General features: G+C 56.7%; 24 protein-coding genes. 11 read left to right on the top strand and 13 right to left on the bottom strand.

From position 1 onward, the window contains the following. Entirely contained in the window at window positions 1-1185 is a 1185-nt protein-coding gene (locus tag VFX97_10820) for an FAD-dependent oxidoreductase (protein HEX5703681.1), read from the top strand. Window positions 1186-1239: 54 nt separating this feature from the next. Here the strand turns inward: VFX97_10820 and VFX97_10815 are convergent, their stop codons facing one another. After that, window positions 1240-1773 carry a hypothetical protein gene (locus VFX97_10815; GenBank protein ID HEX5703680.1) on the bottom strand — a complete coding sequence of 178 codons (534 nt, stop codon included), beginning with the start codon at window positions 1771-1773 and terminating at the stop codon, window positions 1240-1242. 163 nt (window positions 1774-1936) lie between these two features. Between VFX97_10815 and VFX97_10810 the strand changes: the two genes are divergently transcribed. Both VFX97_10810 and VFX97_10805 read left to right on the top strand, forming a co-directional pair. Continuing rightward, complete coding sequence (locus VFX97_10810; GenBank protein ID HEX5703679.1) at window positions 1937-2452, top strand: DinB family protein; 516 nt, start codon at window positions 1937-1939, stop codon at window positions 2450-2452. A 40-nt stretch (window positions 2453-2492) separates the two neighbouring features. Beyond that, window positions 2493-4055, top strand: a complete 1563-nt coding sequence (locus VFX97_10805; protein ID HEX5703678.1) for a M20/M25/M40 family metallo-hydrolase — start codon at window positions 2493-2495, stop codon at window positions 4053-4055. Here VFX97_10805 and acpS read toward each other — a convergent pair. After that, window positions 4038-4421 (bottom strand): holo-ACP synthase, encoded by a 384-nt coding sequence (acpS, locus tag VFX97_10800; protein HEX5703677.1) that lies wholly within the window; start codon window positions 4419-4421, stop codon window positions 4038-4040. The genes VFX97_10805 and acpS overlap by 18 nt on opposite strands. Between acpS and pgeF the strand changes: the two genes are divergently transcribed. Then, entirely contained in the window at window positions 4396-5286 is an 891-nt protein-coding gene (gene pgeF, locus VFX97_10795) for a peptidoglycan editing factor PgeF (protein ID HEX5703676.1), read from the top strand. The two genes, acpS and pgeF, sit on opposite strands and share 26 nt — an antisense overlap. On the opposite strand, the gene VFX97_10790 is transcribed toward pgeF, so the two are convergent. The 5 genes from VFX97_10790 to VFX97_10770 form a co-directional block, all read right to left on the bottom strand. Continuing rightward, window positions 5278-5811: an RDD family protein gene (locus VFX97_10790; protein ID HEX5703675.1), complete on the bottom strand. Its 534-nt coding sequence runs from the start codon at window positions 5809-5811 to the stop codon at window positions 5278-5280. The genes pgeF and VFX97_10790 overlap by 9 nt on opposite strands. A gap of 89 nt (window positions 5812-5900) precedes the next feature. Next, on the bottom strand, window positions 5901-6446 hold the full coding sequence (locus VFX97_10785; GenBank protein HEX5703674.1) for a protein-disulfide reductase DsbD domain-containing protein: 546 nt from the start codon (window positions 6444-6446) through the stop codon (window positions 5901-5903). 43 nt (window positions 6447-6489) lie between these two features. Then, window positions 6490-7572, bottom strand: coding sequence for a 23S rRNA (adenine(2503)-C(2))-methyltransferase RlmN (gene rlmN, locus VFX97_10780; protein ID HEX5703673.1), 1083 nt, complete (start codon window positions 7570-7572; stop codon window positions 6490-6492). A gap of 144 nt (window positions 7573-7716) precedes the next feature. Next, window positions 7717-9306 carry a GWxTD domain-containing protein gene (locus VFX97_10775; GenBank protein ID HEX5703672.1) on the bottom strand — a complete coding sequence of 530 codons (1590 nt, stop codon included), beginning with the start codon at window positions 9304-9306 and terminating at the stop codon, window positions 7717-7719. Between the two features lie 162 nt (window positions 9307-9468). Further along, complete coding sequence (locus VFX97_10770; protein HEX5703671.1) at window positions 9469-11085, bottom strand: GWxTD domain-containing protein; 1617 nt, start codon at window positions 11083-11085, stop codon at window positions 9469-9471. Window positions 11086-11479: 394 nt separating this feature from the next. Between VFX97_10770 and VFX97_10765 the strand changes: the two genes are divergently transcribed. Further along, window positions 11480-12034: a hypothetical protein gene (locus tag VFX97_10765; GenBank protein ID HEX5703670.1), complete on the top strand. Its 555-nt coding sequence runs from the start codon at window positions 11480-11482 to the stop codon at window positions 12032-12034. A gap of 99 nt (window positions 12035-12133) precedes the next feature. Here the strand turns inward: VFX97_10765 and VFX97_10760 are convergent, their stop codons facing one another. Beyond that, window positions 12134-13234, bottom strand: coding sequence for a hypothetical protein (locus tag VFX97_10760; protein ID HEX5703669.1), 1101 nt, complete (start codon window positions 13232-13234; stop codon window positions 12134-12136). A gap of 192 nt (window positions 13235-13426) precedes the next feature. Here VFX97_10760 and VFX97_10755 point away from each other — a divergent pair, with 192 nt between their 5' ends. Further along, window positions 13427-14446 (top strand): hypothetical protein, encoded by a 1020-nt coding sequence (locus VFX97_10755; GenBank protein HEX5703668.1) that lies wholly within the window; start codon window positions 13427-13429, stop codon window positions 14444-14446. A 36-nt stretch (window positions 14447-14482) separates the two neighbouring features. After that, window positions 14483-15589, top strand: coding sequence for a hypothetical protein (locus VFX97_10750; protein HEX5703667.1), 1107 nt, complete (start codon window positions 14483-14485; stop codon window positions 15587-15589). 57 nt (window positions 15590-15646) lie between these two features. Here the strand turns inward: VFX97_10750 and VFX97_10745 are convergent, their stop codons facing one another. Both VFX97_10745 and VFX97_10740 read right to left on the bottom strand, forming a co-directional pair. Further along, a complete protein-coding gene (locus tag VFX97_10745; protein HEX5703666.1) occupies window positions 15647-16006 on the bottom strand; it encodes a hypothetical protein in 360 nt (119 codons plus the stop codon). 206 nt (window positions 16007-16212) lie between these two features. Continuing rightward, on the bottom strand, window positions 16213-17094 hold the full coding sequence (locus VFX97_10740) for a hypothetical protein (protein HEX5703665.1): 882 nt from the start codon (window positions 17092-17094) through the stop codon (window positions 16213-16215). Between the two features lie 177 nt (window positions 17095-17271). Here VFX97_10740 and VFX97_10735 point away from each other — a divergent pair, with 177 nt between their 5' ends. After that, window positions 17272-19086 (top strand): SLC13 family permease, encoded by a 1815-nt coding sequence (locus VFX97_10735; GenBank protein ID HEX5703664.1) that lies wholly within the window; start codon window positions 17272-17274, stop codon window positions 19084-19086. A 302-nt stretch (window positions 19087-19388) separates the two neighbouring features. Here the strand turns inward: VFX97_10735 and VFX97_10730 are convergent, their stop codons facing one another. Next, a complete protein-coding gene (locus VFX97_10730; protein ID HEX5703663.1) occupies window positions 19389-20468 on the bottom strand; it encodes a TerC family protein in 1080 nt (359 codons plus the stop codon). A gap of 125 nt (window positions 20469-20593) precedes the next feature. Here VFX97_10730 and VFX97_10725 point away from each other — a divergent pair, with 125 nt between their 5' ends. After that, window positions 20594-22621 carry a SurA N-terminal domain-containing protein gene (locus VFX97_10725; protein ID HEX5703662.1) on the top strand — a complete coding sequence of 676 codons (2028 nt, stop codon included), beginning with the start codon at window positions 20594-20596 and terminating at the stop codon, window positions 22619-22621. Here the strand turns inward: VFX97_10725 and VFX97_10720 are convergent. Together VFX97_10720 and VFX97_10715 are read right to left on the bottom strand one after the other, a co-directional pair. After that, window positions 22584-23648 (bottom strand): radical SAM protein, encoded by a 1065-nt coding sequence (locus tag VFX97_10720; GenBank protein ID HEX5703661.1) that lies wholly within the window; start codon window positions 23646-23648, stop codon window positions 22584-22586. The genes VFX97_10725 and VFX97_10720 overlap by 38 nt on opposite strands. 17 nt (window positions 23649-23665) lie before the next feature. Next, window positions 23666-24220, bottom strand: coding sequence for a DUF2721 domain-containing protein (locus tag VFX97_10715; protein ID HEX5703660.1), 555 nt, complete (start codon window positions 24218-24220; stop codon window positions 23666-23668). 92 nt (window positions 24221-24312) lie between these two features. Between VFX97_10715 and VFX97_10710 the strand changes: the two genes are divergently transcribed. Both VFX97_10710 and VFX97_10705 read left to right on the top strand, forming a co-directional pair. Continuing rightward, window positions 24313-24501 carry a hypothetical protein gene (locus tag VFX97_10710; GenBank protein HEX5703659.1) on the top strand — a complete coding sequence of 63 codons (189 nt, stop codon included), beginning with the start codon at window positions 24313-24315 and terminating at the stop codon, window positions 24499-24501. Next, on the top strand, window positions 24502-24840 hold the full coding sequence (locus VFX97_10705; protein ID HEX5703658.1) for a hypothetical protein: 339 nt from the start codon (window positions 24502-24504) through the stop codon (window positions 24838-24840). Window positions 24841-24851 lie beyond the last annotated feature (11 nt).

The raw sequence follows: 24851 nt of genomic DNA, 5'->3' as shown, positions 1-24851 counted from the left end.
ATGCCGATAAATCGCCGTACATTTATCAAGCGCAGCGCGCTTACACTCGCCGGTGTTTCGCTGGCACGGGTGCCGTTTATCACGGTCGGCGCCGCTTCGAAGAAAGTCATCATTATCGGCGGCGGAATCGCGGGCCTCGCGGCGGGTTACGAACTGACGCAGCTGGGCCATCAGGTCACGATTCTTGAAGCGCGCGCGCGACCGGGTGGCCGCATTCAAACTTTGCGCGAGCCTTTTGCTGACGGTTTGTACGCGGAAGCCGGCGCGGCGCGCATTCCGCACGATCACGATTTGGTTTTGAAGTACGTGAAGCTCTTCGGACTCCCACTCGTGCCGATGTATCCGTCTCAACTATCGGCTCTGATCGCCGAAGATCGTGGCATGAAACGCGTGAAGATCGACCGCTTGGTTAAAGAGCTGGGAAAAACCTTTGGGAGTGAACTCGGCGGTTCTCCAGCACGGTTCTCAAAGATTAAAGGGGGCAACGATCTCTTACCAAAGGCCTTTGCTGAGCGGTTGGCGAACAAGATTCATTACAACTCGCCGGTTGTCCGAATCGAGCAAGACGAGACAAGCGCGCGCGCCGTCTTCACCCAAAACGGCAAGGCGGAAACGCTGACCGCTGACCGCATCCTGTCCACCGTGCCGTTTTCGGTGTTGCGGAACATTAAGTTCCCCGAGAACTTTTCTGAGAAAAAGGTCAAAGCAATCAACGAGCTGGACTACGTCAACGTCTCGCGCGTTTACCTGCAAACGAAGAAGCGTTCGTGGGAAGAACTTGGCTTGAGCGGATTCGGTCTGACTAAAGACGGCGTCGAAGTGTGGCAGCCGACGTGGAACCAACCGGGACACCGCGGCATCGTGATGACTTACGCGCGGCCGGGCACCGCCGAACCGATTGCGGCGATGAAAGAGAGTGAGCGAGTTGACTCGACTATCAAGCAACTCGATTCGCTATTGCCCGGGGTGCGCGAGAACTTCGAGACCGGCACGTCGAAATGTTGGAACGAAGACGAATGGGCACGCGGCGCGTGGGCCTTCGCGGGCGTCGGCGGTTTGCTGCTGTTCGCTCAGCCGGAAGGGCGAATTCACTTCGCGGGCGAGCACCTTTCGATGTTGCCTTCATGGATGCAGGGCGCGCTGGCGTCGAGTGCGCAGGCCATCAAGCAAATCCACGAATCGTAATTCAGGTACGCACGCCTCTGGCGTGCAGCATGCCGGTGGCATGCGTACCGTACTCTAACGGAGATATTGGACAGCGCGTTGAAGGTGTTTGTTTGCTTGTCGCCAGTGGATGGCGACCGTGTAGGGCAGGTTCGCGCGGAAGAAAAGAACGCTCGGCGTGACGGTGTTATCGGTCGATTGCAACTCAGAAACGTGAACCACGCGCGGCTGATCAGCTTTTTCCCACCAGTATGCACCGTCGCGGTACGAGGCGAGCGCGTTGCGAATCTCTGATTTCAAACGCCCCGGGGGCAATCGCGACGCGAGCTCCTCAGCCCCGGCGCCAACTTCAATCAAATTTCTTTTGAAAGTAGCCAACGGGACGCGGGCCAACTGGCGACCTTCCTCAAACTCTCCCAGCGATCGGTAAACAATTACATCGTCATTCAGCCGCTTCAGCAGAAGAATCGCCTGCGCCGCGACGACCTGATCGGCAGTGGCCTCATCAGTGACTTGATTCGCAGCGTGTTCGCGGTGGGCAAAAGACTGGCCATGCGCCAGGGCGCAGCAAAAGCACAGGATGAGCAGGGCAAGAGAGGGGCGGAGCATAAGTATCGCAATCCCGAATCGTCGGGACTGCGTCGTTGTAAAGACAAGGCACCGGGCAAGCTGACAGCTCGCGGGGCGCCTTTATTACCGTTGCATGACTTATAAACTCGCAATATGATGCGCGTTCCGATCATCAACCAACCCGGACCGAAGAGGTTTCATCATGAGCCGTCCAACCGAAACTGAATACGCGCCCCCTTATCAGACTTACGTGTCGCATGCGACTGAAGACGAAATCTTGCCGGCGATGCGTTCGCAGATCGACGCGCTTGATGTGTTGCTCGATCGCGTGGCGCCTGAGCGCGAAACGTTCGCTTACGCCGAAGGCAAATGGACTATTCGCCAAATCGTTGGTCACCTGATCGACGGCGAGCGCGTTTTTGGTTATCGCGTGCTGTGTATTGCTCGAGGCGAGACGCAGGACCTGCCGGGCTTTGACCAGGACGAATACATGCCGAACGCGCCGTACGAACACGTTGAGCTCGAGGATTTGCTGAGCGAGTTCCGTCTGGTGCGGCTTTCAAATATCGCCATGTTGCGAACCCTGGATGAGACGGCATGGACGCGGATGGGTATCGCAAATGGCGCGCCGGTGTCGGTGCGCGCGTTGGTCTACATAATGGTGGGTCACGTGCGCCACCACATGGGCGTTTTGCGCGAGCGGTATCAGGTTGGTTAAGCGGATGATTCCTTTTGCGAAAAGGTCATACTTTGCGGCGATGCTCGTCATCTTCACGGCGACCCTCTCCGCCGGACAATCTTCAGTTCGCGACTATCGCCGCGCGCACGAACGACAGATCCTCGCCGAGTTCACTCGACTCCTTTCCATCCCCAACGTCGCCTCTGATCGGGTAAACATTCGACGCAGTGCGCAATTCATTGTCGAGATGATGCAGCGACGCGGACTGAATCCGCGCCTGCTCGAGACGAAATCGAAAGAGTCGCCGCCGGCTGTTTACGGCGAATGGAAGATTCCGGGCGCGACGCAGACGATTGTCGTGTACGCGCACTACGACGGGCAGCCGGTTGATCCGAAAGCGTGGACCGCTTCGCCGCCGTGGCATCCAACCTGGCGCACCGCAGCTTTGGAAAAGGACGGAAAGATCGCGACGCTGCCGGCGCGCGGCGAGATCAATCCGGAGTGGCGTTTGTATGCGCGCTCGGCTTCTGATGACAAAGCCGGCGTGATGGCGATTCTCACCGCGTTCGATGCTTTAAAAGCGGGCGGGCTCAAGCCTGCAGTGAACGTCAAATTCTTTTTCGAAGGCGAAGAGGAAGCCGGCTCGCCGCATCTCGGCGAAATGCTCGACCTGCATAGAGACCTACTTCAGGCCGACGCGTGGATCATTTGTGACGGTCCCGTGCATCAGTCGGGTCGCAAGCAAGTTGTCTTTGGCGTGCGCGGAGATGTGAACGTTGATGTGACGGTGTACGGCGCGACGCGGCCTTTGCACAGCGGGCATTACGGCAACTGGGCGCCGAACCCGGGCATGACGCTGGCGCGTCTGCTCGCCACGATGAAAGATGAAAACGGCCGCGTGAAAATCGACGGCTGGTACGACGGCGTCGAATCGCTGGGAGAAGCGGAGCGACGCGCGATTGCCGAGGCGCCGGCTTACGACGATCAGTTGCGTGCGCAGCTTGGGCTCGCGAAAACGGAAGGCAAAGGGAAGAGCCTGCTGGAATTGATCAACGAACCTTCACTGAATATCAACGGTATCAGCAGCGGCGACGTGGGCTCGCTGGCGCGGAACGTTATTCCCACGACGGCTACGGCAGTGCTCGATCTGCGGCTGGTCAAAGGAAACGATCATAAGCGGCAAGCGCAACGTTTGATCGATCACATTCGGAGGGAAGGCTTCCATGTAATCGATCACGATCCTACGGAAGCGGAACGGAAACAGCACGGACTGATTGCGAAAGTTGTTACGCGCACAGGTGGCTACAACGCCGAACGGACGCGGATGGATTTGCCGATCTCAATTGCGGTCATCGAGGCGGTGCAATCAACTTCGACAGATCCGATCGTTCGGCTGCCGACCTTGGGCGGCAGTCTGCCTTTGTCGATCATCACCGATCATCTGCGGACGATAACCATCACGGTGCCGATTGCAAACTACGACAACAATCAGCACGCTGAGAACGAGAACATTCGTTTGCAGAATCTCTGGGATGGGATTGAGACGTGGGCGGCGGTGATGATGATTAAGCCGAAGGAATCTTCGGCGTTTACGAACTGCGGGCAGGATGCCCGCGCTCCCAGGTTAGTCTTTCTTCTCTAAAATCACTTCCGCAATGGCGTGTTCGGTGGTGTGCGCAATTGAGATGTGCGCGGTCGTAGCGCCGGACGCTTCGTAGAGTTCGCGCGCGCGGCCATGGAAAGTAATCAACGGCGCGCCCGACTCCTTCGCTGAAATTTCAACGTCCTGCCAACTGATGCCGCCGCTCCACCCGGTTTGCAAAGCTTTGAGCGCGGCTTCTTTTGCCGCAAAGCGCGCGGCATAATGTTGCGCGGCCACGGCGCCGCGCGATTCGCAGTAGGCGCGCTCGGCGTCGGTAAAGACGCGTTCGGCAAAGCGCGGCGTGCGCGCGATGGTTTCGCGCACGCGGCTAACTTCAATGATGTCGATTCCGATAGAGACGATCACGGGCGAGACAGATGTTAAGCGCAATGACGCCGCGCTCCAAGACGCCGGATTCTACTGGCGCGAACGCGATGGCGTGCAGGCATTGGTTTGCGGGCCGCTGGAGCAGGACGGTTTCGCGAATGCGTTCTCGACCCGGCTGGGCGGCGTCAGTCCGATGCCGGAAAATTCGCTGAACCTTGCCGGCTTTAACGAAGACGCGGCAGAGAATATTTACGAGAACCGGCGGCGCTTTCTGAAACTGTTTACCGGCGAATGGACTTTGACGGGATGCTGGCAGGTACACGGCGCCGACGTGCGCGTCGTGCGCACTGAAGCCGAAGCGCAGCCGGCGCCGGGCGTGCTCGGCGAAGCTCAATACTGCGACGTTCTGGTCAGTAACGTGCCGCACGTTCTTGTGGGCGTGAAAACTGCCGACTGCGTGCCGGTTCTAATTGGTGATCCGATGTCGGGTGCGTTCGCTGCGGTCCATGCCGGTTGGCGCGGCACGGCCGCGTCGGTTGTGCGCCGCGCAATCGAACAGATGCGAGAGCAGTACGGCGCTAAGCCCGGGGACCTGCGCGCCGCGATTGGTCCGGCGGCGAATCTGTGCTGTTACGAAGTCGGTGTGGAAGTGATCGAGCAGTTCACCGATCGCTTTCCGCAATCCCAGAAACTGTTCGCTCCCACGCGCGACGGCCATGCGCGTATCGATCTGCAAACAGCCAATCGCGAGCAACTGGTTGCTGCCGGTCTCGAGCCCGGCAAGATTCACGTCGCGCCGCTCTGCACGATGGAGCGCACTGACCTTTTCTTTTCTTACCGGCGCGAGAAGGTGACTTACGGCCGGGTGGGACGGCTGATGTCCGTTATTGGCAGATCACAGTGACGAATTATAAGGCCCGGGATTTTGGCCGCCGCGATAAGCGAAATCAGGTGGCGGTGGAGGGTCATAAAGTGGTGGCGTATCCCAGACGACCAATGTGCCGGCCATCATATCGTGAAGGCCCTGCTTCTTTTCCGTAAACGCCACCATGATATAGCCGATAGCACAAATCATTCCGGACAGAATCTGCCCGAAGTACCGCCCGGTGGCCTTGCCAAAGCTAATTCGCTGACCCTCCATGTCGGTCACCTTTAGCTTGAGCAGTCTTTTTCCGACCGTTGCTTGCCAGGATGAACTTTCCGTCAGGGCAAAGTAGAGCCAACCAACAACAACCGACACGACGTTCAGCAACAGATTGATACCCACCCACGCGGGATCGTTTTCATCGATTTCACCCGCCGCACCGAGCAGACCCAACCCGAAACCGAGAGGGCAGAAAACGATCGATATCAAAAGGGTGTCGATTAGATAGGCGAGTACGCGTATCCAAAAACCTGCGTAGGACGGTTCGTTATATGACGGAAACATCAGGGGATCTGTTTCGCCGGTTAGATTCAGGGTGCCCGATGAGTTGGGCCTGCGGGCAAGCTACTCCGAAAGGGAGTTTGGCGCAAGCTTTATTTAAACGCCCAGCCGTTGATTCGTTTCACCGCATCATTCGCACCAACAACACCGATCTTCAAATTCACATCGTAGTTTTTTGGCGCGAAGCAGACTTCATCGTTGCAGCTTTGCATTCTGACGCGTGCTTTCACTTTTCCCGAGTCGTCAGCATAGTTCGCCGGTACCGTCACATTGAATTTCAATCGGATCTGGCCTTCGTAAACCGACAACTGCTTCTGCGAGAACTTGAATTTCTTAAGCAGTGGGCGGGGAAAGCTGACCGGTCCGGGGCGCAGGCCATTCTCAGCCTCGACTTTGACTGACGTCGCGATCAGATAAGTTTCTAACGGCCGGCTCGAGTTGATGTGATAGCCGCCGGGAATGTCGATCACGATTGAAACGCGTGTGGGCCGGCCGCGCTGGGCTTTGTCAGTGGAAAAATAGCCTACGACGCTGATGTTGGGTTCGGGCGCCGGCGTGGCCGCGGAGAGCGGCGTCCACACTACCACGGCGCAGATTAGAAGTGTCGTCAATATAAGTTTCTTAATTGGTCTTTTCATGTTTGTAGTTCTGCTTATGATGGCTGAGATTTTATCGCGGTTGCTAGCGAATCAAAACCGGCGCCTGATAGGTTTCGCCTCGCGCGGCCAATTGACCGCAAGCGGCCAGAATGTCGCGGCCCCGCGGCTTGCGCACGAACGCGTACACGCGTTTGGATTCCAAAATCGCACGGAACGATTCCACGCGGTCCGCGGAGGACGGCTGATAAGGCAATGGCTCAGCCGGATTGTGGGGAATCAAATTTACTTTGGCGCGCAGCGCGTGCCGGTTAATAAGGTTCGCCAGCTGTCGCGCCTGTTCGTCGGAATCGTTAACGCCTTTCAGCATTACGTACTCAAAGGTGAACCGCTCGCCGGGCTTCAGTGACTTCTCGAATTCCTTGCAGGCATCGAGTAGTTCGTCCAAGGGCCACTTCTTGTTGATGGGCATCAGTTCGTTTCGCAGTTCGTCGTTTGGCGCCGCCAGGGAAACAGCGAGATGCGGCCGGTCGGAAACGCCCGCGAGTTCGCGAATCCGCGGCGCGATGCCCGCCGTCGAAATGGTGACGCGATTCGGGACGATGTACAGACCGTCAGGATCGCTCATCACGCGCAGCGCTTTCATCAAAGACTCGAAATTCAGAAACGGCTCGCCCGCGCCCATGCCGACGAGGTTCGTACCCCGCGGCGGCCTGATGCCGTCACCGTAAGCGTCATTGAGCGCCACGATGATCTGTTCGACGATTTCGCCGGCGGTCAGGTTCCGCAACAGGCCGAGCTGCGCCGTGAGGCAGAAAGTGCACTGCAGGGGACAGCCCGATTGCGAAGAGAAACAAATCGTGTCGCGCCGCTCTTCCGGAATGAACACAGTCTCGACGGGCCGGCCGTCGTGCGTCTTCATCAGGTAGCGCCGCGTGCCGTCGGTCGAGATGTAACGCGATTCGACCTTCAGAGTTGAGATGTCCGCGCGCTCCTGAAGTTTCGCGCGAAACTCCTTCGGCAGATCGGTGATCTGATCGTACGAGCGCACGCGCCGCCGCTGAAGCGCGGAAAACAGTTGGCGGCCGCGATAGGCCGGCTCACCGAGTTCCGTCACAAAATCCGAAAGCTCGGCCTGAGTTAATCCTATAAGTTGCACAGACTGCATGGTGAGATTTGATTCTAGCACTGGCAAAAGCACCCGGTCGCTACCGCTCCCGGTACTGACTCCATCGCGACGTTCCGATTGATTATCAGGAGCGCCGGACCGATGTAGTCAGTACCGGGAGCGGTAGCGACCGGGTGAAATGTCTTACTGCAGAATCGTAAACTTCGCCGTCTGCACCAGGTTCTGACCGCTGACGCTATCCCGAACGCGAACTTCAATGGCGTAGTCGCCGGGATTCAAGCCGCGCGAATCGACCATCCGCGCCAGGGTCAGGCGCTGGCCTGAATCGCTGTTGCCGCGCCAGTCTTCGGTTTGCCTGCGGATCTCTTTGCCGTCCTTCAACAGCGCGTACTCAACATCCACCGAGGGACGCAGCGTTGTTTGATCGACCCCGGCGTTGTAAATCTGCATGTAGACGCCGATGGGTGAACCCCGCCGGTAAGTCGCGGTCAGATTCGGAATGACTTTCTTGTCGCCAATCACGAACTGTCGCGAGGCCGGAACATCAGAGACGTTAGCCAGGACTGACGCCAAAACCAGCGACGATGCGGCAAGATCCTTCCCAAACTTCGGGACCTGGAATCCGATGTGCTGAATGCCTGCCGCGCCCGATTCCACATCACGGACCAGCAAGTCGATGCGATAGCGGCCTGGCAGCATCGGCAGCGCTTTCTGATAGGCCGACTTCCTTTCTTTTGCGTCAATCAACTCAGCTGACGTGGCGGTGGTGGTGACGGCATCTTCGAAGTAACCGACGCGCCGGCCCGACACGTTCATGATGCGACCGGCAATGTTCAGCCGCGCCGTCTGAAGTCCGCCCACTTCGCGGAAGACCAAATCCCGATTATCAGCCTGCACGGTAAACGCGACGATGACGCGATCGTCCGACTGTCTGAAGAAGCTGATCTGAAGATCTGAAGTGAGAACGTTGTCGTCGGTGATCGGCGAACTCGTTCCGGTGCCGATATCGCGATCGAAATTGACCTTTGGTGCTTCATCTCGCAAACGGATCAGGTCCATCCACTCGAATGGTGAATCCTTGGCGCGCGATGAAAATGGATTTCCGAAACCACCCGCCGCCGTCAGCCGGTCGGCCTGGCTCACGCCGTCGAAGGTTGCGCCGGCTCCGGGTGTGCGCAGGAGCGCCTCTTTCTCAAAAGGATTGCGAGCGATGCGGTACTCACCGGTGCCCGACGGATCGACGAACTCGATTTCCACGTCGTTATGACCCGGGATGTGGCGATACCACCATTTTTCGAAAGGATAGGTTGAGGTTGTGCCGCCGCCTTCGTACGACGCACGTGTGTACATGCCTCCGCTCGGGTGCGATTCAATCTCATCCGGCTTGCCGTACTTCAGATATATCTTTCCGCGATCGGTTTTATGACCGGGAATGCCGGCCGCGAAGTGCTCATTCACGTAAGCCAAGCGTTCAAAGTACGCTTCGCGATACTCATTCACTTCCGTGTCCGGGTCGGGGTCGCGCAGGCGCCAGAACTCGAGGATGAATTGCTCGCGCTCCTCGTCGGTTTGCAGTTTGTTCCATGCGCTCAACTCTCCCGGTCTGATGATCGTTTCGACCTCCTGCACCCATTGCTTGAACGCTTTGTGTGGTTCCTGTTTGACCTTGCGCGGCTTGTCCTGCGGGTCACCGCTTTTCGTTGCAGGTTGGGCGCTAATGTTCACCGTCACGACCAGCGCCGAGAAGATAAGGATGATTCGAGTGCCGAACATTGGTTGGGTCCTTTGAAAGAAAAGTTTAGAGGCGGGCTGCTGCCCGCCCTTTTCTATTCCACGGTTGGCGGGCGGTAGCCCGCCTCTAAACGCCACGTCTTGGGGATAAAGTAAAACCGGCCCTCGATTTACTCAATCGAGAGCCGGTGCAAGAGTCCCTGGCTACTGCACAATCGCAAACTTCGCCGACTGCACCAAATTCTGACCGCTGACGCGATCCTTAACGCGAACTTCAATGGCGTAGTCGCCGGGGTTCAGGCCGCGCGAATCGACCAGCCGCGCCAGTGTCAGGCGTTGGCCTGAATCGCTGTTGCCGCGCCAGTCTTCGGTCTGCTTACCAATCTCTTTGCCGTCCTTCATCAACGCGTACTCAACGTCCACTGACGGACGTAGCGTTGTTTGATCGACCCCGGCGTTGTAAATCTGCATATAGACGCCGATGGGTGAACCGCGATGATAGGTTCCGGAAACGTTCGGGATCACCTTCACGTTGCCGATGGTGAACATGCCGACGGCGGGCTGCTCGCCGAGGCCTTCAAGTTTGGCGGCCAGGATCAGGGTTGAAGTGGACAGCTTGTTCGGATCGTACTTCGGAACTTCGAAGCCGATGTGACGCACGCCGGTCGCGCCTGAGGCGATGTCGCGAATGATTACATCCACGCGATAGCGGCCGGGCATCAGCGCCACTGCCTTCTGGTACGCGGACTTGCGTTCTTTCGCCTCGACCAACTCTTGCGGAGTCGCGCGAGTGATCACCGGATCCTCAAAGATGCCGGCGCGACGACCAGAGACGTGCGTAATCTTCGCAAAGATATTCAGCTGCGCCTGCTGCAAGCCACCGCTGTCCTGGAATACCAGATTGTTATTGTCGGTCTGAATCGTAAATGCGGTAATCACGCGCTCATCCGACTGACGGAAAAAGTCCACGCGCACGTCAAAGTTCAGCGGATTGTCCTCAATGACCGGGGTGTTCACCGCCGAGGCAAGATCGTTGAACTTGATCTGCGGCGGCCGGTTAAGATCAGCCAACAGTTGCAGTCGCGAAAACGGACTGTCCTGCTCGCGTCGATAGCCGGCCATGCCGATGCCCTGTGAGTTCACCACACGATCGGCTTTGTCGGACAGACCCATTGATTCGGCGAGGGTCAAGCCCGCGCCGGGTATATGCAGCAGTGCGTCCTTCTCGTCCGGATTGCGCGCGATGCGGTATTCGCCGCTGCCTGTCGGGTCAACGAATTCGATCTCGATGCCGGATCCGACGCCCGCAATGTATCGATAGAACCAACGCTCAAACGGATAAGTCGAAGTGGAGCCGCCGCCTTCATACGATTCGCGGTTGTACATGCCGCCCGACGGATGTGTTTCCTTCTCGTCCGGCTTGCCGTACATGATGTAGATCCGACCGCGATCAGTCTTCCAACCAGGGATACCGGATGCGAAGTGCTCGTTCGCGTACGCGATGCGCTCGTAATACTCTTCGCGGTACTCGTTTTCATCTGTATCCGGATCGGGATCCCGCCGGCGCCAGAATTCTTCGATGAAGTGCTCGCGCTCGTCGTCGGTTTCGAGCTTCTTAAACGCCCGACGCTCTTCGTCAGTGATGATGTAGGCGACGTCTTTGTCGAGCCAATCTTTGTAAGCCTTCTTCAGCTCTTCCTTAACCTTGCGCGGCTTTTCGGATGGATCCTGAGGATTCTTCGGTTGGGCCGCGAGCGGAACGGCGGCGAAAGCTAAAGCGAGGATGGCAACGGCCAGCCGGCTCGACTTGGGAAATGACATAGCGAAATACTCCTGCAAAAACTCGGGAACGTTAAGATGCTCGTTGGTGTTGTATCACGAGAAGCGCGGACACGGAACGAATGTCGGATTTTAAGTTTCGCTCTGAGCAGAGTCAAGATGCCTTAAACCCGCTGAAAAGTTGCCTTTGCGGCAATTTACGGGGGCGCGTTGTCCCCCTCCCCGCAAGCGGGGAGGGGGTAAGGGGGGGTGGGGGTTGCGGCGCTCGTCACCTCTCCCCCAACCCCCTCTCCGCTTGCGGAGAGGGGAGAACGCGAAAAGCCGACTCTTTGTGCAAAGCTGGCCCCGAACGATGCTCGTAACCATTTTTGCCCGGGGCGCGTCTTAACGGCAGACAACCGGGACTACCGATTCAAAAAATAAACGGAGGATTCTGATGAAAAAGTTAATTATTGCGGCGGGGCTCATAACCGCCCTGGCGTTGGCCGCTTTCGGCACGACAGGCGGCCTTCCGGTCAGCTTTGCCGGCACTTGGACTCTTGATAAAGAGAAGAGTCAGGGACTTAGTCAGCGGATGCAAAACGCTGAGAAAATCACCTGCGTGATCACTCAAACCGACAACACGATTTCAGTCGAATGGAAAGTTGAGGGCGGTCAGCCCCCGGCTGGCGGTGCCGGTGGCGGCGGCGGCATGGGTGGCGGACGCGGTCCGGCCCCTCCGCAGACCTTCAATCTAGATGGCAAAGAAGTGACCAGCGAGGGCGGTGGGCAAATGGGCGGTACGAGCACCATGAAAGCGACCTGGGCAGACGCGAGCAAGACGCTCGAGCTAATGTCCGTGCGCGCTGGTAGTGTCAATGGGCAGGACTTCAAGGCGACGACCACGGACAAGATGTCGCTGTCGGCCGACGGCAAAGTGCTGACCATCGTTCGTCACAGCGAATCGCCGCGCGGCGTACAGGATTCCACTCTGGTTTTCAACAAACAGTAAGTTCGAGCCACAAGGCTTTTCGGACAAAGAAATAGAGCCGCCGGGGGTATCGCCCCTCGCGGCTCTTTTCGTTTTCGTAAAAACCGCTCGTAACTGAAATTACGGCCAGGTAAATCCTGTCAGCGGATTTCCAAAGAAGGCGTTGGTCTTCCAGGCGTTCTTGTCCCAGACCCCGTCCTGATCGCCAAGTACCTGCACCGGAACAACGACACGATCGATGCCGAGCTTGTTCGCGGTGGCGATGCCGTTGTCGAGCTTCCCGTCAGGCCCGACGGTGAACTTGATCGACCGCGCCAGTTTGTTGTTCCAGAGTATCTTGATCTCGTACTCGCCAGGGTTCGATGCCATCTTGAACATCTCGTTGGTGTTCGGCTGCCCCTTCCCTCCGTCGGTCTTGTCCCACTGCTTGACGGTATAGAAGGAGCACTCGACGCGCGCCCACTTCGCCTTCTGCGGCATCGAGTCGTTGACGTAGTGCGTGGTGTTGTTCTCCACTTTGGTGCCGCAACTGGCTTTGCCTACCTGCATGCCGTCGAGGAACTGGCGGCCGATCTCCTGCCCCTTGTAAAAGAGGTGCGGCTCAACCTTGTAAGCCTCGCCGCGTACCCAAAAGGCGGCATTGAACTGCGGGTAGTCCCAACCGTAAACGCTGTCCGCCGTGTAGTAGATGTAGCCGATTGGCAGGTTCCAGTCGTGATCGACATAGTAGACGAACTTCTGCGCAGCCTTCGGGCCGACCTCATTCGTTAGCGTCTTCGCAACTTTCATTTTGCCGGTGAAAAGCGTTGTGTCTGTGCCGGCAAGCTCGTTCCGCATCTTGATGGCGAAATTGACCATACCGACGGGCAGGATGCTCTTGTCCTCAACCTCACGACCTCCGCACTCGCCAGTCCTCCACCAGTAACCCTTCTGCGTCTCTTTAGTGTCGCAGTCGAACTTGAGCCACGGCGCACTGCCGCCAGGCTGCTGAACCTCGACGTAGAGCTGGCCCCCGCTCGGGATGGGGCCGTTGACCGTGAACTCAAACCGCGGCACCCAACTCCACACGTCATAGTTTCCTTTGTACGAGTTGTTGGTCCTGGCAGTAATCTGGAGAGAGTCGTATTGAAGGGTCGGCTGATCGGCTTGCGCGACTGCCGTCGCCGCGCTAGCGACCGAAAGAATTAGAACCGTGAAACTAACCAGTAACAACTTTTTCATGAACACCTCCGTGAGACCTTGTTCAAGAGCGTTGAGAGGCCGGTGATTCTAGCAATGCGAAGTCTTGGCGACAACCCGTATGCCTGCTTCGCTTTTGGCTAGCATTCATCAGTCGAGTCAACCCATGCTGCAGATAGGTCGAGATTCCGATTTCTCTGGCGCGGCAAACTAATCAGCGGCTACAATCCCTCCGTGCCGACGCGTTTCCGATGGAGCCTGGTTTCAGATGAACGGCTGTTGGACACGCGCATCTGCGACCTGCCAATTAAGATCAAAGGTTCATTCATTGAACCTCACATCAAACGTCTCTACAGCGAGCTGAACGATCGCGGCATACGTTACAAGCCGCACGTGTGGCTGTCGGCCGAATGGTTCACACCCGATGGCGTGCCCGGGTTTGCCATCCCGTTTTATCTCGCGCATCCGCGTCTGATGAAGCTGGAACGGAAGTTCATGCGCGAAGTCGAAGGCGGCACCGACGTCGAATGCATGCGCATCCTGCGTCACGAAGCCGGACATGCAATCGATAACGCGTTTCGGCTGCATTTCAAGCGGCAATGGATTCGCACCTTCGGATCGTTCACCCAGAAATATCCGCCCTCCTACAAACCTAAGCCGAATAGCCGCCGTTACGTCCTGAATCTCGATGCGTGGTACGCGCAAGCTCATCCTGCGGAAGATTTTGCTGAGACGTTCGCGGTTTGGTTGCAGCCGCGCTCGAATTGGCGTCGTCGTTATCGCGGCTGGCCGGCAGTGCGCAAGCTTGAGTACGTCGATGATCTCGTGGGCGAGATCGCGGGCACGCGTCCGAAGAATAGGCTGCGAAAGAAAGTCGAAACGCTGCCGGAGATTCGGATTACGCTGCGTGAGCATTACGACCGCAAGCGAAAGAAGTACGCGTTTGAATGGCCGGCTTATCTCGACAACGATTTGCGGCGAATTTTTTCGAGCGAGCCGCGACATCGGGCTCGCGAGACGGCCGCGAGTTTCGTGCGGCGCGTGGCGCCGGAGATTCAGCAATTGGTTTCGGAAGGAACGGGTGTGCACGGCTACGCCATCGATCATGTGCTCGAGTTAATGATTGAGCGGTCCGCGCAACTGAAGCTGCGCGCTGTCGGCGGCGACGAAAAGTTGAAACGCCACTTGCTGATCATGCTGACGGTGCAAACAATGAACGTGGTGCATTCGGGCTATTACCGGATCGCGCTGTGATTGGTGCTCCCTCTCCCCAGGGAGTGGGAACTCAGAATGAACGCAAACGGAAATAACGAAAAAGCGGCGGCAAAGCCGAGGCGTTCCAAAGCCGCCGCTAAAAACGGCGACACGTTCAAGAAACTGCGCGTGATGGTTCTGTGTCACGAAGATCTCGTGCCGCCGGATTCCATCGACGATCTGACGCCTAAAGAAATTGCGCCCTTCAAAACTGAGTGGGACGTGATCTCGACGCTCAAGAAAATGGGCCATGAAGTTCTGCCGGTCGGCGTTTACAACAACCTGGGTGTTATCGGTAACGGACTCCTCGAATTCAAACCGCAGATTGCCTTTAATTTGTTGGAAGAGTTTCACGGCTATCCGCTCTACGATCAGCACGTCGTCAGCTATCTCGAGCTGATGAAACAGCCCTATACCGGTTGCAATCCGCGGGGCCTGACAATCTGTCGCGACAAGGCACTGTCAAAAATGGTCCTTGCCTATCATCGCATTCACGTGCCGGCCTTCGCCGTCTTTCACATGAATCGCGTGGTGAAGCGATCGAAGCGGCTGAAGTTCCCGCTGCTGGTGAAATCAATCAGCGAAGAAGGATCCGTCGGGATCGCGCGCGCGTCGATCGTGAACGACGACGAGAAGCTCGCCGAGCGCGTCGAGTTCATTCATCGCCAGACGAATACGCATGCGATTGCTGAGCAGTACATTGCCGGTCGCGAAATTTATGTCGGCGTCCTCGGCAATCAACGGCTGCAGTGCTACACGCCCTGGGAATTGGTGATTGAAAAACTGCCGGAAGGCGCGCCGAACATTGCGACGTCCAAACTGAAATGGGATCCGGCGTACCAGGAGAAAGTCGGCGTGGTAACAAAGGCCGCGGAGATAGATAAGAAAATGCGCGAGAAGATCGAGCGGCTCTCAAAGAAGATTTACCGCACGTTGTTCCTGAGTGGTTATGCGCGCCTGGACTATCGTGTTACTGACGCCGGTCAGATTTTCCTGCTCGAAGCAAATCCAAATCCGCAGATTGCCTTGAACGAAGATTTCGCTGACTCAGCCCAGCACTGCGGCGTTGATTACGAAGCGCTGCTGCAAAAGATTATGGGGGCGGGACTCAGATATCGAACGGGGCCTGAGCAGGCAAAATAGAAAGCGCTCCGATGAACCATCGAAGCGCCTCCCGTTTTGTTTGAAATTGGCTGACGGTTAACGAGCCGTCGCAGACGTCACGACAACTTCCTGCATTTGCCCGTCGAAAACCAGACCCGTAAATTCGTTCACATTGCCTGACTGACGCGTGCGGATTGCTGTGTACTTGGCTTTATCGCTTCGCGCTTCGAGACGTGCAGTGGTTTTTACCTGCACCTTTCCCTCTTTGAGGATGGAAAGCTCGCCGGATTCATCGTTAAAGCGGAACTCGTAGGTTCCCGCCTTGACCAAAGTTCCGCTCACCATCACGTCATCGGCAAACGCCAGTCTGACTTTCTTGACCTTTGCGAACGCCGTAACTGTAGCGAGCGACAATACGATTACTGCAACGAACGACCGAAATAAATACTTTTTCATTTTTTACTCTCCTTGTTTTTCTTTGAGACTCTAAAATTGGTTCGAACAACCTGCGTCGGTCGTTCCTCTGTGAAGGATGTAACGCGGCAGCGGTCTGCGAAGTTTCAAAAACTTCTTTAGATCCAACGACTTGGATGATCGATCCAGATTGATGGAAGATTACGCGCAGGCGAGGCAGTCCTTCACGCGATTAGGCTTTTGCGCGCTCAGGGTTCCAGCCAAAGGCGAGTCATATCGCACCACAGCGCCAGTCCGCGCCATGAGTTGAAGCGCGAATAAAAGCGCGCAATTTTCTTGTCGCTGGCTTTGCGGTTCTGATTGCGCAGTTTTGCGAACTGCGCGCGGATCCAGGAATCCAGCGCCAATCCGTCGTAACGTCCCAGCAACTTCAGCAGATTCTCAGCGGCGTAATTGCCGACGCCTTTCACGCCCTTCAGCTCTTTCATGAATTGATCGTGTGGGAGTTCCGCGTGCAGCCAACTCTCGACATTCAATTCGCCTGAAGCGACGCGTGTGGCGAGCTCTTGTAAGTAGGGCGCGCGATAACCGGAACGAATTCGATCCCGATAAAACTTCTCAGATTGCTGAGCCATCACTTCCGCCGTGGGAAACGATTTACGGCCGTCGTTAGATTCGCGGCCAAGTTCGTTGACCAGGCTGTACACCATCTTTTCCGTCAGCGCCCATGAACAGTTCGTCGTGCAAATCATCTTCACCAGGTCTTCGAAGACAGTCGGCGATCGCAGCAAACGACCGGCGCCTTGGGTCGCAATCCAGGTAAATTCGGGCTGCTGGGAAACGGCTTCGTAGAAGAGACTCATGTCGTCATCGAGACGGAACATGTGCCGAACGTCGCGCCCAATCTTTTCTGCGGCTCGCTTGCCGACCGCCCGCGAGGACTTAACCAGCATTCCCCGTTTCCCTTCGGAAATGGTAACGGTGACCGGATTCGCTGACCCGAGATCGATCACGCGTGCGAGCGTCCATTTGTCTTGATCGAATTCGAACGGCGGCAGGGCGTACCAACCGTGGCTCATCACCGTGCGCCGGAAGTTGAAATTGCTCGGAGTCGAGACCGTAATCTTCATGGCTAATCCAAGGCTTCGTACCGTGCCAAAGGAAAAGGACGTTTGCAAGTCCGCCAGGCGGCGGTTGCTGTGAATGCTGGCGGCGTATTACCCTTCGGACACCCCTTTTAACATTTTCACGCCCGTACATCGGGACGCGGACGCCCCCCTGCCGCCGCGCATCAAGGAGAAATAATTTTGTTTGGACTGAACCCGCAGCAGGTTTTCTTTCTGCTTATTCTCACCGCGGCCATCGTGCTTTTCATAACTGAGTGGATCCGTTCGGATCTGGTCGCGGTTATGGTCGTCATCGCGCTGTACGTCACCCGCGTACTCGATCCGAGGGACGCGCTCTCAGGCTTCAGCAGCGAACCCGCAATCGTCATCGCCGCCATTTTTGTGTTGAGCGCGGCGATGCACGCCACCGGTTTATCAGACACGATCGGTAGTTGGATTGGACGTTTGGCGGGAAGGAGCCTCACGCGCGCGATCGCGGTGATTATGCCGTCCGTAGCCGTGCTCTCGGCGTTTACGCATCACGTGACGACGACGGCGATGATGGTGCCGATTACTCTGAACCTGGCGCGCGAGCGAAGCATTCCTGCGTCAAAACTCCTGATGCCGATGTCGTTCGCGGCCTCACTGGGGACGGCGATCACAATCATCGGCGCGCCGGCTTTCCTGATCGCGAGCAACACTTTGCAGCAATCGGGGCGCAGCGGCCTTGGCATTTTTTCCATTGCGCCGATTGGGTTGGTGCTGACTGTGGTCGGCACCGTCTTCGTTTTGTTTGTGGGACGGTTTCTCCTTCCATCGCGTCACGCCCCGGAGGATCGCGCCAACCACTTTCGTCTCGAAGACTATTTGACCGAGATTGTGATTACTGAGAAGTCTCCGTTTCTGAAGCGCTCGGTCGATGATCTCGAAGCGGACAAGAAATATCATTTCAAGGTTCTCGGATTGCTTCGCAAAGGCCGGCGTCTGCGCGCACCTTACAAACAACAGGTGTTAACAGAGGGCGACGTGCTGATTGTGCGTGCGCCTCCTGACGAGTTAGTGGCCATTCGCGAGGAACCGAATCTCGACCTGCATCCGATCAAGTTGTTCGGCGACCGGACCGATCCGAAAGTCAACGTCAACGGAAACGGCGACGACGAGGAGGAAGAGTTTGTTCAAGCCGTGGTCGCCCCCAAATCAGACTTGGTTAACCGAACGCTGAAGCAGATAGATTTCCAAAGGCGATACGGGGCCGTGGTGGTTGGCCTGTGGCGCAAGGACGGCTGGCTGGATCAGGAGATTTCGAAGGTCCGTCTCAAATCGAACGACGTCCTTGTGCTTGAAGGCGATGAAGACGCGCTGGCAAGAGTGGCCGCCGATCCCGCATTCCTGATGATGGTTCCGTTTCACGGGGAATCGAAACTGCGGCGACGTGCCTGGGTATCGGGACTAATCATGCTGTTAACCATTTTGCTCGCGGCTTTCGACTTGATGTCGATCGAAATGGCCGCGCTGGCGGGCGCGGTCGCCGTGGTTCTCACCCGTTGTATAGGCATCCGTCAGGCGTATGAATCCATCGACTCGCGGATCTTCGTTTTCATTGCGGGCGCCATTCCGCTGGGCGTCGCTATGCAAAAGACGGGAATGGCAGGAATGTTCGCCGGTTGGCTTCAGCAGGCGGTGGGCGGGTGGCCGGAGCGAGCGGTTCTGCTGGTCCTCTTTGCAGTCGTCGCGGTGATTACACAGTTCATGTCCGACGCCGCCACGACGGCGCTTTTTGCGCCGGTCGCCGTCGCTTTAGCCGAGGGACTGGGCCAGCCGCCTGAGGCCTTTGTCGTGACCGTTGCCATGGCCGCGGTCGTCTCATTTCTCACGCCCATCGGACATCACGGCAACCTTCTGGTTTATGGACCGGGTCGTTATCGGTTCGGTGATTTCGTAAAGGTCGGCACGCCTTTAACCGTAGCTGCGGCACTCGTCGTAGTAATGTTGGCTCCGATGCTTTGGCCGGGTTAGTGAAAGGCTGTATGCCGCGGGTGCGGTCAAACTGCTACTTGACCGAAAAGAGTGCGAGGACTAGACTCAGGGAACTTACCAAGACGAAAGGAAGGCTGTTCTCGTTGGTTCCTACAACACTTGGGGCTGAGCGGGCGCGAAGTCAAACACCGAGACTTCCTACAGCTTAGGTGACTTAAGCACCGTTTCCGAAAAATGCTGCCGGAGCTTTCCGGCGCGCGCTCCGTCGCCCCGTGGGAAACGCCCTCGGGGCGATGTCGTTTTTACTGTCCCAATATCCACCACAAATACAGAGCCGCCGGCTATATTGAGTCCTCGTCTTCGTTAAATCCCAGTTTTTCAAATCCGCTGTCAGTCAGTTTCGGCAGAGGCTCGGGCCGCGGCCAGACTATCGAGGCCACCAACGATGACCCCAGAACCAGCGCGACAACGCCCAGAGCCCACCCGGTACCGATGCCGTGGAATTCGCCGACCCGATGAGCCAATTCTTGAAATCCCATCGCCGCCAGTCCCTTTGCCGCAATCTGCGCGCCCAGGGGCAGAAGCATTTTGACGCCGATAAAACTGAGCACGGTCGCCAGGCCGTACTTCAAATAATGAAACCTGTCGATGACGCCTTTCAGGAGGAAATAGAATGTGCGCAACCCGAGAATCGCGAACACGTTTGAGGTGTAAACGATGAACCGATCGGTGGTCACGCCAAAGATTGCCGGAATCGAATCGAGCGCGAAAACTAGGTCAGTAAATTCAACGACAATCAACACCAGCAGGAGCAACGTTCCCACGCGCTTGCCGTTGACGACGGTGAAAAACTTTCGTCGCTCATAGTGCCGTACGATGGGGACAAAACGGGTGACTAACTTCACCACCGCGCGATTTTCCGGTTCGATGTCCGTTTCTTCCGAGCGAAACATTTTCACGCCCGTGTACACCAGGAAAGCGCCGAAAATGTAGATTACCCAATGAAAGCGCTCGATTAATTCACTGCCGACCAGGATCATGATGACGCGCATCACCAGCGCGCCCATCACGCCCCAGAACAGCACGCGGTGCTGATACTTCGCAGGGACTTTGAAGTACGAAAAGATCAGAACAAAGACGAACAGGTTATCGACCGAAAGCGAGAGCTCGATCAGATAACCCGTCAGAAATTCGAGCGCCTTCTGATTTCTCGCCTCTCCGAACAGCTCCCAGCCCAACGGCCCAAACAACAGAGCCGCGAAGACGAGCGCGAGCGTCACCCAGACGGCGCTCCAAATCGTCGCATCTTTGTAACTGACTTCGTGAGGCTTGCGATTAAAGACGCCGAGGTCGATTGCCAGCATCAAAAGGACAAAAACGCAGAATCCAATCCATGCCAGGGTAGAAACAGCAATTTGCATCGATGCGGATAAAATATCATTCGCTTGTCCGCGCACGCAAAATCGGAATCGGGTGCTCGCAAGTTGCAGCCCGATTGTCTGTCCTTTAGAATTCGACGTTTCATCAATACGGAGAAGTCTTATCTATGCTTAAACAACTCAGCCGGCTCGAGCGCACGCGCAACATCCTGATTCTCGCTTTTGTGGCGGTGATGGCGATCAGCCTTGTTCTGTTTTTCCGGCCCGGCGGCGGCGCGGCTCGTATCGATCCGACGAAGAGCACCGAAGTCCTGGCGGTGGTTGGCGGCGAGGAAATCACCGTCGCCGATTTCACGTTACAGAAACAGAACCTGCAGCAGCAGTTCTCACGTTTCGGCAGCCAGATAAGCCTGGCGCGCATGGGTTACAGTGATGAAAAGATTCTCGACAGCTTGATCGCGAGCCGCGTCACTTCGCAGGAAGCTGAGCGACTCGGACTCGGCGCCTCTGAATGGGAGGTCAAAGAACGCATCGCAAACTTGTTCCGTGATCCGGCGGGCAAGTTTCTGCTGGTGGACGCTTCCGGAAACTTTGACATGGCGAAATATCAGGAGCGCGTCGGCGATGTGGCTGCTTTCGAACGCGGAATCGCCCGCGACATCGCGCGCGAGAAACTGGAAGCGCTCGTCACCACCGGCGTCACAGTTTCAGAAGACGAAGTGCGCGAAGAGTACAAACGAAAGAATTCATCTCTGGATCTAACTTATGTCGCCGTCTCAACCGCGAAGCTGGCGGAGAAGATGCAGCCGGCCGATCAGGAATTGAAGGACTATTACGAAAAGCACAAGACCGAATATCGCATCGACGTACCGCAGAAAAAGATTCGCTATGTGTTTCTCGATCAAAACAAAGCCGGCGCAAAAGTTCAGGTGAGTGACAACGAGCTGCAGGAGGAATTCCAAAACGTTAAACCGGAATTCAAGATCGCCGGAGTTAAAGCGCAGCAGATCGTTTTGCGCGTCGTGCGCGAAGATCTGGATGCTGAGGTGCTGAAGAAGGCCAACGAGCTGGTGGCGAAGGCTCGCGGCCAGTCGGCCACTGCGACCGAAGAAGCCTTTGCCGAGCTCGCCAAAGGGAATTCAGAAGATGCCGCGACCGCGAAGAACGGCGGACGCGTCGCGGGACTCGTAAAGAAGAGCATTACCAACCCGGACGATCCCTTCCAGAAGACGCTCGACATGGAGCCCGGGCAAGTGACGGACCCCATCAAATTCAAGAACGCTTATTACATTCTGCGGCGCGGTGAATCGGTCCCGAAAACTTTCGAGATGGCCAAGCCCGAATTGCTGATTTCGGCGCGCAATAACCGCGGATACAAGATCGCGCAAGGCATCGCCCAGAAGGCCCAGGATCGTTTGAAAGCAACCAAAGATCCGCAGAAGGTGGCGCAGGAACTCGCGGCCGAAGCAAACATGAGTCCGGCCGATATGGTGCGCGAAACACCGTTTGTAAAACCGGGTGATAACGTGCCGAACATCGGCAGCTCGCAACAGTTCGAAGACGGCATCGCGCCGCTGAACAATCCGAACGATGTGGGCGAGCGCACGCCGGTGAAGGATGGGTTTGCGGTACCGATGCTGGTCGAGATACGCGACCCCCGCATCCCGGCGTTCGACGAAGTGAAAGACAAAGTCGTCACGGCGGTGAAACAGGAAAAGGCGAAGTCGCAACTCGAGCAAACTGCCAAAGACATCATTGCCGGCGCGAAGACACCCGCGGATCTGAAAGCGGCGGCGCAAAAGTACGGGCTGGAAGCGAAGGCCGAAGCTAATTACAAGATCGGCACCGCTCTGGCCGACCTCGGGTCGAGCACCATCCTCGACCAGCCGCTGGACAAAGCCAAGGCGGGCGAAGTGTTGTCAGCCCCGGTGTTTCTCAACGAGAACTATCTCGTGATCGGCGTTACCAAGCGCACGGAAGCCGACATGGCGGAGTTTACCAAGCAGCGCGACACCCTGATGGAAACTGCGCACAGTGAACGCAAGGATCAAGTTTTCGAAGACTATCTGGCCAAGGTGCTGCAGCAGATGAAGCAGGACGGCGACATCAAGGTTTACAACGAAGTGCTCGCGCAGTATCAGGAGGCACAACCCGACATCAGTGTGCCGACGCGTCCGCAGATTCCGACGCAGTAGTCGCGAAGTCGCGGACGTCGTGGAAGGGTGTTTCCCGGTCTGAAAAATCAGGCCGGTAGTAAAACGCCGAGCCGTCGTACTCCTGCATCCAGCCGTTTTCCATTCCGAATTCATCGAGCGCCGCCACGGCGCGCAGCCACTCAGACTCGCTAATCCGGCGCGACAGCAGGGTGTAGCGCGGGTTGGTGCCCGCGACATTGGTCGGGTAGTACTGGGCCATCAAAGAAACCGCGACGCGCGGACCGAGTTCATCGCGAATCCACTGAAGTGACTCGCGCAATCCGCCAATATCATTGGGCAAAACGAGTAAGCGAATGACCAGACCTCGTTTCAACAAACCACCTTCGTCGAAAAACAGTTCAGCACCCGTTTGGCGAAACATTTCCTTGAGAGCGGCGCGCGAAACCGGCGCATAGCTGCGCACCTTTGAAAACAGGAATCCCGCTTCGTCTTCAGCGTATTTCAAGTCCGGCAGATAAACATCGACGATGCCTTCGAGCAGGCGCAGCACCTCAACCGAATCGTACGCGTTGGTGTTGTAAACGATGGGCAGGGTCAAACCTTTTTCCGCCGCGAGCAAAATCGCGCGGGCCATCTGCGGTGCGAAATGTGTCGGCGAAACGAAGTTGATGTTGTGACAACCGCGCGCTTGCAGGTCGAGCATCATCTCAGCGAGACGTTCGTGCGTCACTTCATTCTTGATTTGTTCTTTGTGCGTTTGCGAGATCTGATAATTCTGGCAGTAGACACAGCGCAGGTTGCAGTTGCCGAAAAAGACATTTCCGGCGCCGCGTGTCCCTGTCAGTGGCGGCTCTTCGCCAAAGTGCGGAGTGTAGGAAGAAACTATTGGCAGACGGCCGGAGTAACATCGAGCCAACTGACCCTGCATTCTGTTGTTGCCGCAATCCAGCGGACAGACAGTGCAACATTCGAGCAAGGCTTCGAGCGTTTCCACACGGCGCGCCAGTTCGCCGGCCCGCAGCAGATTAAGATATGACGGCTCGTTTGGAAGTTGATGTTCGATCATTACATCGGCCCCGGGTTTCACGGTGATTTCTTTTTCCTGAAATGCACGTAATGTGTCTTGTGTTGCTCGACCAGTTCCCGCGGCACGACGCGTCTGGTAACGCGCCAGATAAAATCCATCTCCGAGTGGGTGGTGCTTAACGCGAGCCGGGCTTCAAAGACAAGCAGCATGCTGCCATAGAAAAGAAAGAAAGCGCCGACCAGACCAAACGCAACTGGAATCCATCCAAACCTTCTCGTCGAACTGAACGAGACAACGCCGATGGCGAAACTGGTCGCCACGAAAATACCGACAGCGAGATAAAAGCTGGTAAGCGCACGCTGCAGCAGACGCGATCGGCTGGTCAGTTTGTCGAGTTGATCGTAAAGCATCGCCCGGCGCTCTTCGAGGAACTCTTCTTCATAGCCTTCCCGCGAAATCTCCAGCAATCGATCTGAGAGCGATCGAACGCGGTCCACGACACGCCCCAGACGCACGGAAGAGGAGAGAATCATCGTGCCGCTCGCAGAAATTAAAACGGCCGGCGTAATCATTGCCGTCAGCACGGCGAGTGATGCGGATAAACCATCCATGGTCTGTGAAGTGATAGTAGTCAACCGCTGTGGCTCACGCAACGTGAAGAATTCTCGGTGTGATATGCTTCGCCGACAAGAAGGAAATTCAGATGGCGACAAAGAACAAGCGACCGAAGAAATCGCCACGAAACCGTCCTGAGGCGTCGTCGGAAACAGAAGACCGCGCGCCTTCAGGCCGCGGTGGCGTGGCGATGGGGCGCACTGTGGGCCTGCCGTTCGGGGGCGCTCGGGCGCGAAAGCGAAAACCAAACGCGAAACGTAATTCCAGCACTAAGTAGATGCTCGAACTCTTTTTTCTTTTCTATTGGCTGCCCAAAAAGATGACCCAACTTGCGCGCGAAAGAAATCGCAGCGCCGTGGGCTGGAGCGTTTTAGCGATCGGTGCATGGATAGGAGCTGAGGTGGGTGTTTTCGCGGCGGCGGGAATTCTGATTGGGATGGGAAGCGTGTTGTGGGGTTGGGATGAAGAACCTTCGACAGGCACGCAGGCGTTGATCTATTTGTTAGCTCTGGGAACCGCAATACTCAGTGTGACTGTGGTGATTCGGATCCTGAGGGCCAAACCCAGGCATAACGTTTTTCCAGCTCCACCCCCTCCGCCAAAGTTCTCCGATTAAGCCAAGTGATT

The sequence above is a fragment of the Pyrinomonadaceae bacterium genome, from assembly GCA_036277115.1.
Lineage (GTDB): Bacteria > Acidobacteriota > Blastocatellia > Pyrinomonadales > Pyrinomonadaceae > UBA11740.
Note: the sequence above shows the minus strand (reverse complement) of the source record. Positions and strands in the feature narration are given on the sequence as shown.

Coding starts and splice junctions, on each gene's coding strand:
- VFX97_10750 (HEX5703667.1), top strand. CDS start 14,483: ATGAACGCAAACGGAAATAACGAAAAAGCGGCGGCAAAGCCGAGGCGT.
- VFX97_10765 (HEX5703670.1), top strand. CDS start 11,480: ATGAAAAAGTTAATTATTGCGGCGGGGCTCATAACCGCCCTGGCGTTG.
- VFX97_10815 (HEX5703680.1), bottom strand. CDS start 1,773: ATGCTCCGCCCCTCTCTTGCCCTGCTCATCCTGTGCTTTTGCTGCGCC.
- VFX97_10790 (HEX5703675.1), bottom strand. CDS start 5,811: ATGTTTCCGTCATATAACGAACCGTCCTACGCAGGTTTTTGGATACGC.
- VFX97_10710 (HEX5703659.1), top strand. CDS start 24,313: ATGGCGACAAAGAACAAGCGACCGAAGAAATCGCCACGAAACCGTCCT.
- VFX97_10740 (HEX5703665.1), bottom strand. CDS start 17,094: ATGAAGATTACGGTCTCGACTCCGAGCAATTTCAACTTCCGGCGCACG.
- VFX97_10730 (HEX5703663.1), bottom strand. CDS start 20,468: ATGCAAATTGCTGTTTCTACCCTGGCATGGATTGGATTCTGCGTTTTT.
- pgeF (HEX5703676.1), top strand. CDS start 4,396: ATGTCGATTCCGATAGAGACGATCACGGGCGAGACAGATGTTAAGCGC.
- VFX97_10810 (HEX5703679.1), top strand. CDS start 1,937: ATGAGCCGTCCAACCGAAACTGAATACGCGCCCCCTTATCAGACTTAC.
- VFX97_10715 (HEX5703660.1), bottom strand. CDS start 24,220: ATGGATGGTTTATCCGCATCACTCGCCGTGCTGACGGCAATGATTACG.
- VFX97_10705 (HEX5703658.1), top strand. CDS start 24,502: ATGCTCGAACTCTTTTTTCTTTTCTATTGGCTGCCCAAAAAGATGACC.
- VFX97_10760 (HEX5703669.1), bottom strand. CDS start 13,234: ATGAAAAAGTTGTTACTGGTTAGTTTCACGGTTCTAATTCTTTCGGTC.
- VFX97_10725 (HEX5703662.1), top strand. CDS start 20,594: ATGCTTAAACAACTCAGCCGGCTCGAGCGCACGCGCAACATCCTGATT.
- VFX97_10745 (HEX5703666.1), bottom strand. CDS start 16,006: ATGAAAAAGTATTTATTTCGGTCGTTCGTTGCAGTAATCGTATTGTCG.
- VFX97_10785 (HEX5703674.1), bottom strand. CDS start 6,446: ATGAAAAGACCAATTAAGAAACTTATATTGACGACACTTCTAATCTGC.
- VFX97_10805 (HEX5703678.1), top strand. CDS start 2,493: ATGCTCGTCATCTTCACGGCGACCCTCTCCGCCGGACAATCTTCAGTT.
- rlmN (HEX5703673.1), bottom strand. CDS start 7,572: ATGCAGTCTGTGCAACTTATAGGATTAACTCAGGCCGAGCTTTCGGAT.
- VFX97_10770 (HEX5703671.1), bottom strand. CDS start 11,085: ATGTCATTTCCCAAGTCGAGCCGGCTGGCCGTTGCCATCCTCGCTTTA.
- VFX97_10720 (HEX5703661.1), bottom strand. CDS start 23,648: ATGATCGAACATCAACTTCCAAACGAGCCGTCATATCTTAATCTGCTG.
- VFX97_10775 (HEX5703672.1), bottom strand. CDS start 9,306: ATGTTCGGCACTCGAATCATCCTTATCTTCTCGGCGCTGGTCGTGACG.
- VFX97_10820 (HEX5703681.1), top strand. CDS start 1: ATGCCGATAAATCGCCGTACATTTATCAAGCGCAGCGCGCTTACACTC.